9 protein-coding genes are annotated in these 19,915 nt (G+C 41.7%); 3 read left to right on the top strand and 6 right to left on the bottom strand.

What is annotated here, in order from left to right; translation table 11 throughout:
• Positions 1-4 precede the first annotated feature (4 nt).
• From CDG76_RS00765 to CDG76_RS00740, 6 genes are all read right to left on the bottom strand, one after another.
• Positions 5-4,945: a non-ribosomal peptide synthetase gene (locus CDG76_RS00765; RefSeq protein ID WP_094347215.1), complete on the bottom strand. Its 4,941-nt coding sequence runs from the start codon at positions 4,943-4,945 to the stop codon at positions 5-7.
• Positions 4,946-5,039: 94 nt separating this feature from the next.
• Complete coding sequence (locus CDG76_RS00760; protein ID WP_094347214.1) at positions 5,040-5,834, bottom strand: SDR family oxidoreductase; 795 nt, start codon at positions 5,832-5,834, stop codon at positions 5,040-5,042.
• 12 nt (positions 5,835-5,846) lie between these two features.
• On the bottom strand, positions 5,847-6,548 hold the full coding sequence (locus CDG76_RS00755) for a cupin domain-containing protein (RefSeq protein WP_094347213.1): 702 nt from the start codon (positions 6,546-6,548) through the stop codon (positions 5,847-5,849).
• 9 nt (positions 6,549-6,557) lie between these two features.
• The gene (locus CDG76_RS00750) at positions 6,558-7,154 is read right to left on the bottom strand and encodes a LysR family transcriptional regulator (protein ID WP_143853998.1); all 597 of its coding nucleotides are present in this window, start codon (positions 7,152-7,154) and stop codon (positions 6,558-6,560) included.
• A 142-nt stretch (positions 7,155-7,296) separates the two neighbouring features.
• Positions 7,297-12,252 carry a non-ribosomal peptide synthetase gene (locus tag CDG76_RS00745; RefSeq protein ID WP_094347212.1) on the bottom strand — a complete coding sequence of 1,652 codons (4,956 nt, stop codon included), beginning with the start codon at positions 12,250-12,252 and terminating at the stop codon, positions 7,297-7,299.
• On the bottom strand, positions 12,253-16,533 hold the full coding sequence (locus CDG76_RS00740) for an SDR family NAD(P)-dependent oxidoreductase (protein ID WP_094347211.1): 4,281 nt from the start codon (positions 16,531-16,533) through the stop codon (positions 12,253-12,255).
• A 749-nt stretch (positions 16,534-17,282) separates the two neighbouring features.
• Here CDG76_RS00740 and CDG76_RS00735 point away from each other — a divergent pair.
• From CDG76_RS00735 to CDG76_RS00725, 3 genes are all read left to right on the top strand, one after another.
• The gene (locus CDG76_RS00735; protein ID WP_094347210.1) at positions 17,283-17,423 is read left to right on the top strand and encodes a microviridin/marinostatin family tricyclic proteinase inhibitor; all 141 of its coding nucleotides are present in this window, start codon (positions 17,283-17,285) and stop codon (positions 17,421-17,423) included.
• A 265-nt stretch (positions 17,424-17,688) separates the two neighbouring features.
• Positions 17,689-18,702 carry an MvdC family ATP-grasp ribosomal peptide maturase gene (locus CDG76_RS00730; RefSeq protein WP_094347209.1) on the top strand — a complete coding sequence of 338 codons (1,014 nt, stop codon included), beginning with the start codon at positions 17,689-17,691 and terminating at the stop codon, positions 18,700-18,702.
• A gap of 109 nt (positions 18,703-18,811) precedes the next feature.
• Positions 18,812-19,789: an MvdD family ATP-grasp ribosomal peptide maturase gene (locus CDG76_RS00725; protein ID WP_094347208.1), complete on the top strand. Its 978-nt coding sequence runs from the start codon at positions 18,812-18,814 to the stop codon at positions 19,787-19,789.
• Positions 19,790-19,915 lie beyond the last annotated feature (126 nt).

Here is a 19,915-nt window from a genome sequence, read left to right as displayed (position 1 = left end):
TAGTCTAAAAAGCGTTTTGACTATTTAATTGATATTGGATGGCTTCTGCTAGCTGAACTACAGTAGGTTTCTCAAACAGGTAGATCAACGGCAGTTCTACTGGGAAAGCTGACTGTAGTTTGCATATAACTTCAAGAGTTTGAGAAGAATGTCCTCCCAGTTCAAAAAAGTTGTCTTGAGTGCTAATCTGCTCTATCCCTAAAATTTCTTTCCAGATAGCTAACACAACTTCTTCGATAGAATTTTGAGGTGTAACAAAATCCCTCGATATTGGGGAGATAACAGTTATAGTGGGCAAACTTGGAGGTTCAGATATTATGATCAGTTCAGCAATACGTTGATTATAATTGGTCGTTATTTTTTCCAGTAAAGTCTGAAAATTCTCGACCATCTGGGTAATAGTGGCAGGTTCAAATAAATCGGTTCTGTATACGAGTAAACCTTCAATACCTGTTGATGTTTCTTCGAGCGTCAACTCTAAATCAAATTCTGCGGTATCTTTTGTATCTCTGGCAATAAACTGCTCCTTCAAAGTGAGATTTGCAAATTGTAAATTATCCTCTGGAGTATTTTGAAAGACAAACATTACTTGATTTAGTAATGTGTAACTGGGATCTCTGACTGGCTGGAGTTCTTCTATTAGCTTAATCAGGGGCATTTCTTGATGAGCGTACACACCCAAGGCTACCTCACGCACTCGGCCAAGTAGTTCCCGAAAGCTAGGGTTTCCTCCTAAGTTGGTACAAAATGGCAGTAAATTGACAAAGAAACCAATCAATTTCTCAGTTTCCACTCTGGCGCGATTGGCAAGGGCGCTGCTGACAATGATCTCTTCCTGTCTTGTATAAGAGAAGAGTAATGTCTGAAATGCTGCCAACAATGTCATAAACAGGGTTACGCCCTCTTGTTGACTCAGTACCTTGAGTGCATCGGTTAATTTCTTTGAGAGAACTATTGGTTGGCCTGCACTTTTAAAGGTTCGCGCTGGTGGACGTGGGCGATCGCATGGTAGCTTCAATATAGGCGGACTAGTACCTAAATGCTTTTTCCAAAACTGAAGCTGAGACTCTAAGACTTCTCCTTGTAACCACTGCCTCTGCCATTGAGCAAAGTCGGTATATTTGATCGGTAACTCAGTCAGAGGTGACGGCTTACCCTCACAGAAGGCTTCGTAAACTTTTGCCAGTTCTTGAGTTAGGACGCTAAAAGACCAACCATCAGCAACAATATGGTGGGTGACGGCAACGAATAGATACTCTTGTTCATCCAAACGCCAAAGCTTGCTGCGTAATAAAGGGCCTTGTGCCAAATCGAAAGGATGCTTAATTTCCTGTTCAGCCTGTTGTGCGGCTTGAGCTTCGCGCTCAGTTTCGCTGATGTGCTGGAGATCAATTACTGAAAAGTCGAAGACAGGATCGTTAACAACAGCATAAACGACTTGTCCATTGTTAACCTGAAAAGTCGATCGCAATGTTTCATGTCGCCGGACAATTTCTTTTAAACTATCTGATAATGCTTTCTCGTTAAGCGCACCTGTGATGCGATAGACCAAAGGCAGATTATAGATGGAACTACCTGGATAGAATTGGTCAAAAAACCACAACTCTAGCTGGGTTAAAGAAATTGGTATTAGTTCGTTTTGGGGGGGAAATCGTTTTAAAGATAACTCCTGCCTGTCTGGCGCTTTAGCTGTGGCGATTTTTTGGGCTAAAGGTGCGATCGCTGGAGATTCAAATAAACTCAAAAGGGGTAATTCTATCCCAAATGCTTTGCGTGTTAAAGCAATAACCTGAGTTGCTAGTAAAGAATGTCCCCCCAAATCAAAGAAGTTATCGTAAATGCCAACTTGTTCTAACCCTAAAACATCTCTCCAAATCCCAGCCAAGATTTCTTCGGTGGGAGTACGCGGCTCAACAAAAGTTTGACCTAATTCCGGTCGGCTGGTTGTTGGTTCTGGGAGAGCGCGACGGTTTACCTTACCATTGGGTGTGAGCGGGAAAGATTCCATTTCGACAAAAGCTGATGGAATCATATAATCTGGCAGCTGCTCAGTCAAAAAAGCCCGCAGTTGTTCGACTGTGATTGTCTCTCTCACAATCGGGACAAAGTAAGCGACTAAATATTTTTCCCTGGCACTTTCCCCATGCACTTTTGCTACGGCTTGGTTAATTTGAGGATGTTTGCTCAGAACGGCTTCGACTTCTCCCAGTTCAACGCGAAAGCCCCGAATTTTTACTAAATCATCTATCCGTCCCAAAAACTCGATATTCCCATCTGGTAGATATTGGGCTAAGTCACCAGTTTTATAGAGGCGGGGATTGGGGACTGGGGACTGGGGACTGGGGATTATAAAAAAGCTTCCCACACCTCCCACACCTCCCTGCTCCCCTGCCCCTCTGCCTCTTCCAAAGGGATTGGGAATAAATTTTTGATTGGTCAAATCTGCACGGTTGAGGTAGCCACGCGCCAAACCATCACCACTCACGTAGAGTTCTCCAGGAACACCAATCGGCACGGGTTGGAGATTGCTGTCTAACAGATAAACTTGCACATTGACAGCAGCTTTACCAATGGGTGGATAAATCGGCCATTCATCCGGCTTTTGGCTAAAAGTATAAGCTGTAACTAAATCTGCTTCCGTAGGGCCATAGAAATTGTAGAGTGTACAATTTTCCAGACGCTTAAACAGCTTAATCATCGGCTGAGTAATTTGGAGTTGTTCGCCACAAGCGATCGCTTCCCGAATATTCTGAAATAAATGTTCTTGCTCTCCGTATATTTCTGCTAATTGCTGCCAAAGGCTAACTGGCAGAAAAACTTTACCAACGGGGTTGTTAGCTAGTAAGTGGATTAATTTATCTAAATCTTTGCGATCGCATTCAGAAATTATATACAGCGTACCTCCCAAGCCCCAGGCCACGGATATTTCGTGATAGCTGACATCAAAACTGAAGGAGGCAAACTGAAGCACACCAACACCTGTAGCCATTTTAGCCTGATGATGTTCTACTAAATTGGTGAGCGATCGCTGGGTAACAAGAGTCCCTTTAGGAGTGCCAGTAGAGCCAGAGGTATATATGATGTAGGCTAAATTATCAGCTGCTACTTCAACTTGCAGATTACTCTCAGATTCTTTGCTGATTTCGTCCCCATCTTCATCTAACACAATTAGACGATGAGCCAAGTTGCCATTAAATAATGATTGCAAATGTGTTTGAGTTAAGACGACTGGTGTTTGAGAATCGTTGAGCATGAATGCTAAACGCTCTGGCGGATAGGTAGGATCGAGGGGAACGCAAACTCCTCCAGCCTTGAGAGTTCCTAAAATGGCGATCGCAGCAGCTAGCGAACGCTCCACACAAATCCCGATCGGCACATCTGGTTTCACACCGAAGCGTTGCAAGTAGTGGGCAATTTTATTGGCTTCCTGATTTAACTCCTGATATGTCAATTGTTGGTTTTCATATACCACCGCCAAAGCTTGGGGTGTTTTTTCAACTTGCTCCTCAAATAATTGATGGATGCAGCGATTGATGGGATACGCTGGTGAGGTAGCATTCCACTCGACTAAAAGTAAATCTTGCTCTACTGGAGTTAGTAGCGGTAACTCGCCTGGGGTGCGATGAGGATTGATGGTAATTCCTTCCAACAGAGTGAGGAAATGACCAGCCATGCGATCGATAATGTCTGCATCAAAGCGATCGCGATCGTAGTAAATTTTCACCGTCATTTCATCGCCAGGAATTGCCAGCAGTGTGAGAGGATAATTGGTTTGTCCCCTGTCTTGTAGCTCCCCGATGCTCAAGTTTCCAGGGAGTTGCTGCAACGTTACATTTACAGGATAGTTTTCAAATACAACAATGCTTTCAAACAAAAGTTGATTTCGAGGAACTTCACTCACACCCTGAATATCCACCAGTGGAGTGTATGAATACTGCTCCCGTTCTATATACTCTTGTTGCAACAACCCCAGCCAGGTTAACAAATCGGTTTTATCAGGGATTTTCAACCGTGCGGGTAAAGTATTAATAAACAACCCCACCATCGACTCCACACCAGATAAGCTAGCAGGGCGGCCAGATACAGTAGTGCCAAAAACCACGTCAGACTCACCACTGTAGCGACTTAGTAGCAGCCCCCAAGCTGCTTGTACCAAGGTGGCAAGGGTCAGATGATGTTGTTGAGCAAAAGATTTTAAGGTAGTTGTCCTCTCGGCTGATAGATGTTGCGATCGCACCTCAATATTTTGCTGTTGGTGAGAACTCTGCCCGATGGCTCGTTCAACTATCAAAGGCGTAGGTGCAGTAAAACCCTCAAGATTTTGTTGCCAAAATGCCTTTGCCCCAGCCAAATCTTGCTGCTGCAACCAATTAATATAATCCCGGAAAGGGCGACTTGGAGCTAAATATAACTGTTGCCCATTCTGAATTGATTCATATAAAGCAAACAATTCTTTGAAGATAATCGGCCAACTCCAGCCATCAACCAGCAAGTGATGAAAACTCCAGACAAACTCATAAGTTTCATCGGCTACCCGAACTAAAGCAAAGCGCATTAATGGAGCTTTGTCAAGTTCAAAACCTTGTTTTCTATCTGAATCTAAAAAAGAATTGAGACGTATTTCTTGCTCTTGCTTAGAAAACATCCGCCAGTCTAAATTAGACCAAGGCAAATTCACTTCTTTACGCACCACCTGAACTGATTGTTTGCGATTCTTCCAAACAAAAAGAGTCCGCAAAGCCGAATGTCGCTCTACCAAAAGTTGCCAAGACCGCTCAAATACACTTGGATTTAAATTGCCATGAATAGTTAATTTAAACTGCTCAAAATAGATTGTCGATTCCGACTCATAGAGAGTATGAAAGAGTATCCCCTCCTGCGTAGGTGAAAGCGGATAGATAGATTCAATATCTTTATTTTTACTTTGTTTTTGTGCAACTACCATTGTTTTTTAAATAATATTAATTACGTAATTTATCTCTCTTCTCTCTTATCTCTGTGTCCTCTGCGCCTCTGCGGTTCGTTTAAAAAAGTAATTCTTAAAAAGCAGAAGTTGACAATCCGCCATCAACTGCAATAGTAACACCAGTAATATAGCTAGCACATTCGGACGCTAGAAAAGCAACCAAATTAGCAACCTCACTAGAAACACCGCGACGACCAAGAGGAATCATCTTATTCGTTCCTTCGATGATTGAATCAACAGTCCGGCCTTCCTCTTGAGCGAATACTTCTAAATATTCTCTATGCCTTGGAGTATCAATCAGTCCAGGATTGACACAGGTAACTAAAACATTCCACTTAGCAACTTGCGTAGCAACAGTTTTTGTAAAGTTGATTAATCCAGCGTTCGCAACACCCGATTTAACAAGACGACTAGAAGGTTCTTTCCCTGATGTTCCAACAATATTAATAATGCGTCCCCATTGCTGATTTTTCATCGTCGGTAGCACCAAATTTGTCATGCGAATATAGCCCATTAACTTGCCTTCAAAGACAGCCAACCAATCTTCATAAGATAGATTTTCTACTGCTTCATTAGAAAATGTTGCCCCCTCAGAATTATTGACCAATATATCAATTTTTCCAAATTGCTTGAGAGCTTCTTGGACTAAGTTTTGAGAATTACTTGCATTTTGCACATCAGCACAAATCGGGATAACTTTGGCTTGAAAACCAATCAAACCTTGATAAGCTTGTTCTAATCGCTCAGAACTTCTCCCACAAATTATTAACTGACAACCTTCTGCTGCCAGCTTTTGGGCAACGCTATAACCAATGCCAGCACTTGCTCCTGTCACTAAAGCTACTTTCTGTGTTAATCCTAAATCCATGATGAATATCCCTTACGAAGTAGTTAGCGATCGCGCCATCATATCTGTCTTTAAAAAAGCATCTTTTACTGAAATATGAGAGCGAGGTTTAATCAAAATTTCAATCAAAGATACTGTTTCATCAGAAGGATTATGTCCTCCATAAAGAGCGTTAGCAGGAGCATAATAAACACTACCATATTTTAAATTCTGCTGTTGTTCTGCCACTGCGATCGTCAATCGAGCATTAAGAATTATTCCCATTGTTTCATTAGCAGATTGGCGAATTGGGATTATTCCTTTTGGAGGAATTTTGGTAATGACAATCTCAAACCAAGAACCAACAACGGACTGACACTGAAAACCTGTAATTTCATCTTGAGTTGGTGAAACTTTCAGAATAGCCTCCTCAGCTTCCTCAGAATTTGTGATGCGTTTCACATCAAATGCTAATGCTGTTTCTGAAAAAGGGTTTATAGAACCATGAAGAACATTGTCACCAGCCACATAAACTTGCTGAAGGGGTTCAAGAATTTCTTTAGTACCATTAATATTTATTTCTAAACGTCCCGCGATTTGCATTCCAATTTGACTTTCTGGATGTCGATGTAATTCAAAAGTAGCTCCTGGGGGAATAGAAGCTAATTGCACAACTGTGTCTTGACATTGAAATGCGATTAACTCTACATCAGAATTAACTTGGATAGTTTTTGGCTGGGGAAAATATTTAGACATAACTTTCTGTTAATTTAATTTTTTCTGAAAAATAGACCAACTCATACGAATGTTTCCATAGATGGAAATAAATTCTAAATCGTAGGCTTTAACAGCATTCTCATTAGTAATAGCGAAATCGGCTAAACCCTGCATTACCTGAATCGCTGAATCGCTGGTAGAAGGAGACAAATCCACTTGTATTTGTGTTTGATCTTGAGAATCTGGCAATAGTTTCGTTAACAGAGGTAGAGGAGCCGGATGGGTAACAATTCTAGAACCGTTGAAAACTACCTCTTTATTTTTTTTCTTAGCCAATCCATAAACTGGAGTAGGAAATATAAAAATGAAGCCTAGCTCAAAACTTGGCTCCATATAAAACTCATTAATTCGGTCGTAAGCATGAGGAACTAAAGCCATATCTACTTTGTCTTGTAGCAAAGCTTCTTTGACTTCTGTAAAAGTATCAAACAACTGAGTTGATGCGGTAAATTGCTCTGATAGCAGTTGCTTAGTTATGTACTGGGAAGCGTAGTCACTACTAGTAGCATTAGGACCCAAAGTACCTATGACTAAATTTTTTGAAGGAGGGATACGAGGTTGAAATTCAATCTGAAATTCCAGCATAGTTTTTCCTGAGTAATCATCATGATATTTTTTGGTAGCGAGTCATTGGCAATTTGGTTATAGATAACCTCCTGGAACTTAGTTTATTTGCAGAAAATCTTGTGAAAACAGAAACTTGGTTTTTGGGTATGAACGACTTTATTTAATTAATTTCTGCTAACAATTCGTCCAAAGCTTCTTGGCTAAACTCAACTTCTGGGAAATCTGAAGGAGTATAGCCACCTGCCTCTGGAGTTAAGCAGTGGGCAATAATAGTTTCTAAGGCTTCTATATACTCATTAGCCAGATTTTTTACAGTGCCCCAGGAATGAAAATGCTCGCTATATTGCCACTCTACTTTCAGCCTCCCTTCAACAACTAATCCATTCACTGTTAATAAATGGCGGCGCTGTCCTTTGGGGCTGTGAATAGAACCGCTAGACTCTTGGGCATATTTCCATCCAAGGGTTGCTAACTGCGTTTGATCGAATTGACCTAAGTAGTTAAAGCTCACCTCAGCTTTGGGGAACACTTGTAATTGATTGCGTTCTGCGCTTCTCCCAAGGGGAGACGCCAAGGGCGAACGCAGCAGCGCTTCTCTATGAGACGCTCCGCGAACGCTATTGCTCTCATCTGAGCTAAGATAACGCCAGATGCCATAATCAATACCCCGGTTGGGAATACGTCGCAGTTGCTCTTTTACCGACTTGAGAACCTCTCCGGGATCGTTGCGATCCTCAAGTTGTAAGAGAACGGGGAATATACTAGTAAACCAGCCTACCGTGCGGGACAAGTCCACATCATCAAACAAGTCCTCTCGTCCATGACCTTCTAAGTCAATCAGTAGGGAGTAAGAACTTGTCCAACGAGTGAAAGTTTGCACCAATGCCGTCAGCAGAACATCGTTAATTTGGGTGTTGTAGGCTCCAGGGACATCGTGCAACAGGGCGCGAGTCTGTTCTACACTCAGGTATACAGACACAATCTGACTGGAAGCTACAGTGTTATCTTGGGCAACAGCAGCATAATCCAACGGTAAAGGGGCAATTGGGAACCGTATTGAGTCTAGCCAATAATCTAGCTGTGAGTGGAGTTCTTGACTGCGGGCATAATCCTGCAATCGAATTGCCCAATCCTTAAAGGAAGTTGTTTTTGCAGGTAGTTGGATGGTTTTGCCAACTTCTAATTGTTTGTATGCCTCAGATAAGTCTTCTAGCAAAATCCGCCACGAGATCCCATCAACAGCCAAGTGATGGATGACGATGAGTAACCGTCCGGGGGAATTGCCTAAGTTAAACAAAACGACCCGCATCAGCGGCCCATCTGTTAAGTTCAGCGTCCTTTGTGTTTCGTCCGCCCTGGTTGCGATCGCCTTTAACTGTTCTGCTGGGGGCAGATATGACAAATCTGCAATGCCCAACAATACTTCATCGCTTGCATCACTGTTGTACTGCTGCCATAGCCCATCCTGCTGCACAAACCGCAGGCGTAAAGCATCGTGATGGGAGAGTAACTTTTGTAATGCCTGCTCTAGTAATTCCGGTTGCAAATTTGCGGGAACTTCTAGCAGGAAGGATTGGTTAAAGTGATGAGGTTCCGGCAGATTTTGCTCAAAGAACCAGTGCAGAATTGGTGTTAGAGGGACAACCCCTGTAACTAAACCTTGTTCTGATTGAACCGAATTAATTATACCAGCAACAGTAGCTAGTTCAGCTATTGTTTGGTGTTGAAATAATTGTTTGGGAGTAAGTTTGAGTCCAGCTTGATTAGCTTTGGCAATAATTTGCATACTAATGATGGAATCCCCACCTAATTCAAAAAAATTGTCGTGGATACCAACTTGTTTAAGTAGTAAAACATCCCGCCAAATCTTGGCCAAGACTTCTTGAGTGTGAGTGTGGGGGGAGACAAAGCCAGTAGATTCATCGGACTCGAACTCCGGTACTGGTAATGCACGACGGTCTACTTTGCCGTTAGGGGTAATGGGCAGAACTTCCAGAAATGTGAAGGATGCAGGAACCATGTAACTAGGGAGCTTTGACTTGAGAAACTGGCGTAGTTCATTACTGGTTGGCTGTGCCAGTTCTGGGATGATGTATGCTGCCAAACTTTTCACACCGGGTATATCAACTCTTGCGATCGCCACAGCATCACGTACCTGGGGGTGTTGAGTCAAAATAGCCTCAATTTCCGATAGTTCAATGCGGAAGCCGCGAATTTTAACTTGATTATCAATGCGACCCAAGAATTCTATATTGCCATCGGCTTGGTAGCGAACCAAATCGCCCGTCTTATACAAGCGAGAGTACTTCGTACACGCTTCTCTACGAGAGGCTCCGCCAACGCGAACGCAATTAGTGGATTGATCTTCTGTTTCCCCCTTGCCCCCTGCTCCCTGCCCCCTGCTTCTTTTAAAAGGGTTACGAATGAAGCGTTCTGCTGTAAGGTCGGGACGGTGGAGATAACCCCGTGCCAAGCTCTCACCACCAATGTACAATTCTCCAGTGACACCAATGGGTACAGGCTGTAATAAAGAATCTAGTATATAAACTTGGGTATTAGCGATCGCTCGCCCGATCGCAGGTGGTAAATAGGTTTGTTGTTTGAGAGTTACAGCACCGGAGGTTGTGACTACAGTATTTTCTGTTGGCCCGTAATTATTCACCACCTGAAAAGGATGAGAAGTTGAAGGATACTGATGAAGTTGATCTCCACCTGTGAGCAAAGTTCGCAAAGCAGCATTCGCCGGCCAATTTAATGACAGAATTTTCTCGGCCATAGGTGTCGGTAGAAAGCTAATGGTTATTGCCTTTGACAACAACCAGTCTCGCAGTTGCTCAGGGTCAAGGCGGATTTCATCATTGGGAAAGTGGATGCTAGCTCCCGCCGTCAAATAAGGCCAGATTTCCCAACCACAAGCGTCAAATGCTACTCCAGCAACTTGTGTTACTCGGTCAAGGGACGACACGGCAAAAGCTTGTTGATGCCAAAAGACGAGATTTAACAATCCTCGATGTTCAATTTGGACTCCTTTGGGTCTGCCGGTAGAACCGGAGGTGTAAATCACATAAGCTAGATTGTCAGTTGTCACCGTGTGAGGTAAATTCTCTGCGATCGTGCTGAAGGTTGCGCTATCAAGACAAACTACCTGCGCTTGATGTGGCGGAAGGGTTGTAACCAGACTTTCCTGGGTCAACAGCACCGATACCTGGGCATCTGCTAGCATGAACGCCAACCGCTCTTGGGGATATGCCGGATCAATAGGTACATAAGCCCCACCAGCCTTGAGAATGCCCAGCAATCCTACCAACATTAAGGGCGATCGCTCAATGCAAATTCCCACTAAAACTTCTGGTTTCACACCAAGCGAATCGCTACGCGACAGCTTCGCTGAACGCAGATATTGCGCCAACTGATTCGCACGGAGGTTCAACTGTTGGTATGTGAGGGACTCGTCCTCATAGACCACAGCTACTGCATTTGGTGTTTTTTCAACCTGTTCCTCAAACAACTCATGGATGCATTTGCTCTTAGGATAAGGCGTATAAGTATCATTCCATTCCACTAGCAACTGATGTCGCTCCGGCTGACTCAGCAGTGGTAATTCCCCAATGGGTTGATTCGGATTAGCAATAATCGCTGCTAACAAAGTCTGGAAATGACTTGTCATCCTCGCAATGGTATCTGGCTCAAATAGGTCGCTGTTATATTCCCACGAACCTATCAGTCCCGCTTTTGTCTCCCAAACGGCCAAGGTCAAATCAAACTGAGATGTTCCACGTTCTACAAATTGAGGAGTCAGGGTAACATCAGGCAATTCTAATGTATCCAACAAGAAATTCTCTAAGACAAACACCACTTGGAACAGGGGATTGTAACTGAGAGAACGTTCTGGTTGCAATGCTTCTACCACTTGCTCAAAGGGGACATCTTGGTGAGTGTAAGCGGACGTTGCAACTTGTCGCACTTGAGAGAGAAACTGACTGAAACTGGGATTTCCTTTGATCTGGTTACGCAGTACCAATGTATTGACAAAAAACCCAATCAATGATTCTATTTCTCTGCGGTTGCGGTTGGCAATGGGGCTACCAATGCAGATATCATCTTGACCACTGTAACGAAACATTAAAACGACGAAAGCCGCCAGTAGTGTGTGAAATAGAGTAGCTCCTGACTGTTGGCTGAAGGTTTTGATTTGCTTGCTCAAATTCTGGTCAATTTTAAATTCCTGGGTAGCACCACAGAAAGTCTGAACAGGGGGGCGTGGTTTGTCTGTGGGTAGTTCTAATAAGGGTGGCGCATTGGCTAACTGTTGCTTCCAGTAATTTAGTTGCTGTTTTTGAATTTCCTCAGTCAACCACTGTCGCTGCCAAACTGCAAAATCAGCATACTGAATGGTTAACTCAGGGAGGAGCAAAGGGGAATCAATAGTAAAAGCTCGGTAGAGGCTGGACAACTCTTGGATGAATATCCCCATTGACCAGCCATCTGTGATGATATGGTGCATGATCAACACCAGGGTATGGGACTCTGGCTCCAGCCTTAGTAAAGTAACCCGCAATAAAGGGCCATTACTCAAATCAAAAGGTTGTCGAGCTTCTTTTGTGACAATCTGTTGTACTTCTGATTCTTCTAAACCTTGCAAGTCCAGCACTGGTATGTTGATTGTCAAGCTAGGAGAAATGATTTGCAAGGGTTTCCCGTCAACTGCGGGAAATGTTGTCCGCAAAATTTCGTGACGACGGATGATTTCGTTGATACTCTGTTCAAGAGCTTCTACGTTGAGTACACCTTCAACGCGCAGCTGTAAACCCTCGTTATAAAATGGGCTTTGGCTTTCTAATTGATAGAGAAACCACATTCTCTGCTGGGCAAATGATAAAGGCAAGTCTCCAGAGCGATCTATAGGTAGTATTGGCTCAAAAGAGAAGTCTATTGCAGTCTGCGCTTCTTCTAGAAAAGCCAGGATTTCTGATTTGCGCCCTAGCAATTGGTTTTTGAGGTCTGGGTTCATCACTCCCTTGGGAGCGCGATAGTTTAACTGGTTTAACTGGCCGCCTTCTAGCCAAATTTTTATACCTAAACTATTTAAATAAGATACAAATTCTATTATTGTCATTTATAATACCCCTCCCTCATATTCTTTTTCTGCGTCATCCATAGTTACATTCCACTTTCTGACAACAGTTTGTAGCGCCTCAAAGCTTTCTCCCAAACCAGCTACAGTCGGGGATGCAAAAAAACGATTTGGCGACAATTCAACAGAAAAAGTCTCGCGCAACCGAGAAATGACTTGGAAGGCTAGCAAAGAATTTCCTCCTAGTTCAAAGAAGTTGTCGTGAATGCCGATTTGGGGTATGCCTAAAACTTCTTGCCAGGTTTGAGCTATTTGCCGTTCCGTTTCATTTCGGGGAGCGATCGCTCCTATACTAGTCATACCCCTAGCCAATAATTCTCGATTAATTTCGCCCTTGGCAGTGAGGGGCATTTGTGATAGTTGCACAAAGTCACAGTTAACAGTTGTTGTGAAGCGATCGCGCACTGTAAAATCTGATAATTCTGGTACGCCAGAACCGTTACTCGTAGTCAAATAGGCAGTTAATTTCTGTAACCCTGGAAACTCCGAGGTAAAACGCCGAATTTTGGGATTGCTACCATCTAAACCGACTATCATCTGTGCTTGGTCATGATATAAACCAGCCAAAAAGGAATATAATCCTTGTTGCAGGCTCATCTCATAAAAGCCTTGAGCGCGGGTAATTTCTTGCCTCTGATAACCCTTGTTAATCCCTGTATCACGCCAAATTGTCCAAGCAAAGCAATAGCTATGCAACTCACCAATAGAACGTTGGTATTGATTAAAGCTTTCCAAAAAATTGTTAGCAGCAGCATAAGCAGAAATTGTGGCTCCACCAAAGAAACTCGCCAAAGACGAAAAGCTAATGAAAACTCCCTGCCCTTGCTTTTTCAGCACTTGATGCAGCACCCAAGCACCTAAGACTTTGGGACGTAAAATTGCAGCTAAACTCTCTGGTGTTTCATCCACTAACATCTGTTCGTGGTAAGTTCCCGCCAGATGAATCACCCCATCCAGCTGACTTCCCCAATTAGCCTTGACTTTTGCCACCACTTGTTCAACGGCTTCAAAGTCGCAGATATCTACTGTCTCATAAACGATCGCTCCCAGCTGCTTTAATTCTTGATAAGCTTTAATTTTGTCTGATATTGTTTTGGATACAACGTCTGTACTTGGTAGAGGAGTGCGACCTAGTAATAGCAATTTGGCATTAAAAAACTTAATCAGATATTTAGCAATTTCAATCGCAACACCTCCAAGCCCACCGCTAATTAGATACATTCCTCCTGGTTTAAAGGGAAGTTCTTGCTTTGGTTTGTCTTGCAGTTTGACTTTTTCCAAACCTGCAACAAAACGCTGTCCGTTTCGGTAAGCAACCTCTTGGTCTTTTAATAAAACCTGGAATTCTTGTAGAATATGGTTTCCGTCCACCTGTACTGAATCTGGTGGTAAATCGATGTGGCGGCAATTTAACCAGGGTATTTCTTGGGGAATAGTTTTAACTACACCTAGAACTGGAGATTTTTCATAAGCTATCTTGTCTGTTGGTTGTGTAGACTGGGTATAGCTAGAAACAAATAATAATTGAACTAAATCTTGGGATACCTGAGTTTTTGCTAGGGCTTGGACAAAAAACAATAAACTGTAAATTCCCTGCTTTTGGGCTTTTTCAAGAGCTTCTATACTTTTGATTTCTCCAGCATATTCTTGATAATTCCACAAATGCAAAATTTGACCAATGGTCAGGTTTTCTGCCTTTATAGTCTCAAGCAATAGCTGATAATGACCTGCATTTCCAGGAGTTAAACAGAAATGATTAGGACTTTTTTTGGCAAAATCATATCCGGGTGAGACACACAGATATGGCAGGTTTTGCTGTTGCAATTGCTGACAAACAAATGTACCTAATCCAAGCTCGTCAAGGAATACTATAGTCAGACTATTTTGGGATAAAGTCTTCAAAACCTTGGCTTGCTTACGTCGCCAAACTTTTTGGTAGAACCAATCAGGAATAGTGTTGCTATTGCCTAGTAAAATATCGAATTGTTTGAGAATTGAGTTGAACTCACCTGCATGAAAGCGATCGCTAAGTTGCGATCGCTGGATTTTACCAATAACGGTTTTGGGGATATCTTCTTTAGCTAATAAAATTAAATAATCAGGATTTAAGCCGATTTTGTTCACCACTGTCTGGCGAATTTTCTTTAGTAGCTCTAGCAGTTTTGCTTCTTCTGTAATCGGCGAACTGAAGAAAATAGCCAGTTTCTCTGTTGCATCATCAGCATTGCACACTGCACAAGCGGCAGTGTAGGACACTTCAATTTCTGCAATTTCTTCAACTACTGCTTCAATTTCATGGCTGTAGTAGTTGGCTCCATTGATGATAATAGTTTCTTTGGCACGACCAGTAACCACCAATTGTCCGTTGGTAATAAATCCTAAATCTCCAGTATCAAACCAGCCATCTTTTAAAAAGGATTGACCGTTGGCATTGTGGTTGTTGTAATATCCTGAAGAAACTGCATCACCTTTGACTTGCAAACGCCCTATAGTCTCTTCTCTTAATACAGAGTTTTGCTCGTCTACTATGCGAATGGTAATTCCAGGAATGACTGAGCCTAAATCGGTAAAAGTATTGTAATTTGGATGGTCTATGTCTACTCGTTGAATAGTACCTTGCAATATAGATTTGTCTACCCTATGGAATAACAAAGGTGCTTTTTTCATAGTCTGATAATATGTAATTCCCGAACCCATCTCAGCCATTCCAAAAGCGGGACGAATTGCTGTTGCTTTGAGTTTGTATGCAACCAAATTTTCTCGAAAATCCTCCACAGCTTTACTAGATACTGCTTCACCAGCTGTCAGTAAGAATTTCACACACGATAAGTTCCAGTTTTGTTCTGGTTCTTGTTTGAGGGAGTCATTAACTATCGCATAAGCAAAGTTGGGGGCCCAGCTATGAGTAATCCGGTATTTGTTAATCAAATCTAACCAGTTAAGGATGCGACCCAAAATATATTCTTTTTGGGCATAAACCAAGGTGCAACCCAATTCAACACCACGGATATGCCAGTCGGAAATGCTGCCAATGTGATCGAAGGGCAGCCAATTTAAAATCACATCTTCTCGCTTATGCTGATTGAGTTGGTTAGCTCCTCTGGCGCGAGAAATTAGATTCTTATGAGTCAATTGAACGCATTTTGGTATTCCTGTACTGCCAGAAGTCAGATTGAAAAGAGCCACCTCATCTGGTTGACTATGGTGATATTGTTTGCTGGCAATATTGTTTTTTAATACTTCAATTGTGCCTATCTTGATGCGTTCTACTGGTAGCCATTGCGATATAAATTCTATCTCTGGTTTGAGAGCTTCTGTAGTTAAGATGACTGGACTATCTAAGAACTGCCAAATATGAGAAAGTTTATCTACCACCTTGTTTGATTCTCTATAAGTCGGTGGCACTTCCATGATTACGGGGACAAAGCCTCCTAATATGCAGCCCCAAAAAGCGGGAATAATGTCACAGCTAAGTTCCATCTGCAATATGACTTTGTTTTTTGGCTTGAGTCCCAACTTTCTCAAACCAGCAAGAATCCGCTCTGCAACTTCCAGTAACTCAGCATAAGATTGGCGTAGTTCTGTGCCATCGGGCAACAGGTAAATAATTCCCGCACTTTTAACCTGTTGCGCGGCTGTTTGCAAAACTTCGGGCAAGGTAATAGGTGCATGAGGATCATCCGGGAGAATACTGCCGTGGCTAATGGCAAGTGGCTTCGGCTCTAAGAAATGTTGTTGTGTATCTGGTTGGGAATCTCTGGGAATGGGGACAACGTTAGCGATGGTGAAAGCCCCGCCTCCGGCGATCGCGTTCTTGTCTTGCCAATCTGGGATTAAATCTGATAAATGGAGTGAGGGAATATTCTTTCTCAACTCCTGCACAACTACCACTGCCTGTTCAATTTTGTGATGAGAGTTAAGTTGCTTTTCGACTTGCTCAATTAAACTTTCATCAACAATAGGAATGTTCATCAGAGCCAATTCGTCTACCTCTCCTGTGGCAGTTAAAGGTATATTTGACACTGGTACTACGGCTTTGGGTAATAATGTTCCCCCGGACACATTTTTAAGATAAGAGCGAATTTGCTTTAGCGAGTTATTTGAGCTTGAAACAATATATGGTATGACTTCCAGTGGATATGTTTTATTCACAATCACTGTGCATTCGTTTAATGGAGCTTCCTCCAATAAAACTAATTCAAACTTAGTTTTAAGTTGTTGTATTTTCTTCAAATATAAACTTTCTTCTTCTAAAAAATTCATTTTTTACACTCTTTACCATAATTTAAATGTACTTAAAAATTACAAGTCTATACTTACTAAACTATAATCTAGGTAAACGAAAAACTATTGCAAAATAGAAATTTTGCTTTTATTTTATATCAATTAATTTATAAACAGCATTTTTTTTGTCACATCAATTTACTATAGATAATATTTAGAAATTATTGTTCTATTAAAGTACAAATTTTATGAAATTAGTCTGTTTAACCTAAATCTTTTAAATAATCTCAGTTTTGTCAATAAAATGCAATAGCAGTTAAGACAGTTAAGTAGATAATAAGATGGAATTTAAGAAAGTTAAGAAATTTAAGAAAGTTAAGTAGATAATAAGGTGGACAGTTAAGACAGTTAAGCAAACATTTAACGTAAGAATTCAGGAATCAGAATGGGCAACTCTTGGAGACGCTAAAAGCGAACGCCCCGCGACGCTAACAGAATTCAGAATAGTTAAAGAATCAGGAGAATATTTGATGACTAAATATACTAATCATTCTAAATTCCTGATAAATTCTGGCTCCTGACTCGTGGGTGCTGATTGATATTGATTACTTAATATTGATAAAGAGCTAATCAATTTATCTTATGTGTTTGCTTAACTTTCCTAAATTTCTTAACTTTCCTAAATTCTTATAATAATTACTTCTTAACTGTCTTAACTGATCTTGAAAATATATTTAATTACTGATATATCTGTAGTTGAAAAAATAATTTCCTTAAAGGAAAACTCTATGTCTAAAAACACAGTCAAAACAGTGGATGTTGGAGCCTTACCATTTTTTGCGCGTTTCTTGGAAGAGCAAGCTACTGAAGGTGAAGGAACAGATGTTCCTTGGACTTACAAGTTTCCTTCAGATTTGGAAGATAAATAATTTATTTAGTCTTCTACGTATGAAAGTACCTTTCTAATCGGGAAGATACGTTGTAATTGGCTTCATCATAATTTAATAGAGTAGCAGTTATCAAATAACTGGAAACTATTCTTAGAGACGCGATCGCTTTCATATTCCCTTTTCCAAAGATGGAGGTGATTGCTTTTTCTAGTCCCCTAAATTCTTCAAAGATTTTTGGGTATCGAAAGCAATTTCTTTGCTAATATTTAATAGCTTCCTCCTAAAATTATGATAAAAAATATTTATGCACCTGTCTCGTGATGTTGTTTTATTAATTACACACAGTGGTGATTTCTTCACTATAGATAGAGTGGCAGAAGCCTTAGCAAAAAAAGGGGTGCAACCATTTCGTCTAGATACTGATAAATTTCCTCTAGAAGTGCAATTAACAGCACATTTTGATAAGTCTAAAAGTTACCACACTATAGAATGTAACAATCACTCTATCAGCACAGAGCAGGTGCAAGCTGTATGGATGCGCCGTATTTGGGAACCAAAACTGAGTCAAGAATTAGCGCCAAAGTTCCGAGAAGCTTGCGTTAGAGAATCACAAGCAACTTTAGATGGTTTTTGGGACAGTCTCAAGGGAGCTACGTGGGTAGATAATTTAGAGCGGATAGATTATGCAAGTAACAAGCTGCGTCAACTACGGATTGCGTCTGAAGTAGGTTTTGTTATTCCCCAGACTCTTGTTACCAACAAAGCCCAAGCAGCACGAGAGTTTTTCGGGCAAGTTAAGGGCAAAATGGTGAGCAAGCTCTTAACTGCTCTTTCCCAGAGTATGGAAGCTAACTCTTCGTTTTTTCTGTACACCAGCATCGTGAAAGAAGAAGACTTACAAGATGCCGAGTCACTGCGCTATTGCCCAATGGTTTTTCAAGAGCAAATTCCAAAACAACAGGAATTACGGGTGGTGTATGTGAATGGTAATGTATTTGTAGGGGCGCTAAATGCAGATGTGTATGCAGCAGCCAAAGTTGATTGGCGTAAACCTGGTGTTGAGGTTGGCACATGGCAACATCACCAGCTTCCTGATGAAGTAGTTAGCCGTCTCAAAGCCTTTATGGGAAAATTTGGGCTGTTGTTTGGAGCGTTAGATTTCATCGTCACACCATCAGGGGAATACGTCTTTTTGGAAATCAACCCTGTGGGGGAGTGGGGAATGCTAGAAAAGGATCTACACTTACCGATTGCAAGTGCGATCGCAGATGCTCTTGTACCAACTCGTAATGGGCTACGCCCCGCTACGCTAACGTAATTCGTAATTCGTAATTCGTAATGACGCTCCTGCGTCGCTAACGCTGCGCTAACGTAATTCGTAATTAAGAAAGTCAATTACTGTAGGGTATCTTAGGCGCAACTCAATTATGACTGTATTAATAGTCACGTTTAGCAAAGATAACGAAAGCATTCCTCTAGTCATCAAAGAAATTGAGGCTAGAGGAGAAAAAGCATTTAGGTTTGACACAGACAGATATCCCACCGAAGTCAAGCTAGATATTTACTCTGGCGATACTGAACGGGTAATTATTACTGATAGCGAACAGAAACTAGATTTGAGCGAGGTATCCTCAGTTTGGTATCGGCGGATGCGCTACGGAGAAAAAATCCCCGACTCAATGGACAAGCAATACAGAGATGCGTCAATTAACGAATGTCGCGCCACAGTCAGGGGTATGATTGCCAGCCTTCAGGGATTCCACTTTGATAAAATGTCCAATGTGGATCGGGCTAATAATAAGCAACTACAATTGCAAGTTGCACGAGAAGTTGGTCTTATAACTCCACGCACTCTGACTTCAAACAATCCAGAAACAGTCAAACAATTTGCTCAAGAGTGTCAGCAAGGTATAGTTACCAAGATGCTTTCTTCCTTTGCTATTTACGATCGGCAGGGGCGAGAAAACGTTGTGTTTACCACTCCAGTTACAAATGATGATCTGGAGAATATGGAAGGACTGCGTTTTTGTCCGATGACCTTTCAAGAAAATGTGCCCAAGGCGCTGGAATTGCGGACAACTATTGTCGGGCATCGCGTATTTACTGCCGCAGTAGATTCCCAAAGCTTGTCAGGATCTACTTACGACTGGCGCAAAGAGGGGAGAGCCTTAGTTAAAAATTGGCAACCCTACGACTTGCCAGAAGATATTGAGAAAAAACTGCTCAAACTGATGGCTTACTTTGGCTTAAACTATGGAGCAATTGATATTATTGTCACCCCCGATGGTCGCCATGTATTCCTCGAAGTTAACCCAGTTGGGGAATTTTTTTGGATGGAGATATATTCACCACACTACCCCATTTCGCAGGCGATCGCAGAAGTATTACTGACTAATAAAAATTAGGGAATTGAGCCTTGTATATTTTTATTGTCTTCTATTTTGAAAGGTGTTAGTGAGATTTCACTATTAAGTTTATTAATATTAAATTCCTTATTTAAAATTACGAAATTATTGAAATTTGGAGATTAA

This window comes from Nostoc sp. 'Peltigera membranacea cyanobiont' 210A (assembly GCF_002246015.1).
Classification (GTDB): domain Bacteria; phylum Cyanobacteriota; class Cyanobacteriia; order Cyanobacteriales; family Nostocaceae; genus Nostoc.
Note: the sequence above shows the minus strand (reverse complement) of the source record. Positions and strands in the feature narration are given on the sequence as shown.

What these genes read in the sequence shown, in the direction of transcription:
- CDG76_RS00765 (WP_094347215.1), bottom strand. Translation starts at nt 4,945, where the DNA reads ATGGTAGTTGCACAAAAACAAAGTAAAAATAAAGATATTGAATCTATC.
- CDG76_RS00760 (WP_094347214.1), bottom strand. Translation starts at nt 5,834, where the DNA reads ATGGATTTAGGATTAACACAGAAAGTAGCTTTAGTGACAGGAGCAAGT.
- CDG76_RS00755 (WP_094347213.1), bottom strand. Translation starts at nt 6,548, where the DNA reads ATGTCTAAATATTTTCCCCAGCCAAAAACTATCCAAGTTAATTCTGAT.
- CDG76_RS00750 (WP_143853998.1), bottom strand. Translation starts at nt 7,154, where the DNA reads ATGCTGGAATTTCAGATTGAATTTCAACCTCGTATCCCTCCTTCAAAA.
- CDG76_RS00745 (WP_094347212.1), bottom strand. Translation starts at nt 12,252, where the DNA reads ATGACAATAATAGAATTTGTATCTTATTTAAATAGTTTAGGTATAAAA.
- CDG76_RS00740 (WP_094347211.1), bottom strand. Translation starts at nt 16,533, where the DNA reads ATGAATTTTTTAGAAGAAGAAAGTTTATATTTGAAGAAAATACAACAA.
- CDG76_RS00735 (WP_094347210.1), top strand. Translation starts at nt 17,283, where the DNA reads ATGTCTAAAAACACAGTCAAAACAGTGGATGTTGGAGCCTTACCATTT.
- CDG76_RS00730 (WP_094347209.1), top strand. Translation starts at nt 17,689, where the DNA reads ATGCACCTGTCTCGTGATGTTGTTTTATTAATTACACACAGTGGTGAT.
- CDG76_RS00725 (WP_094347208.1), top strand. Translation starts at nt 18,812, where the DNA reads ATGACTGTATTAATAGTCACGTTTAGCAAAGATAACGAAAGCATTCCT.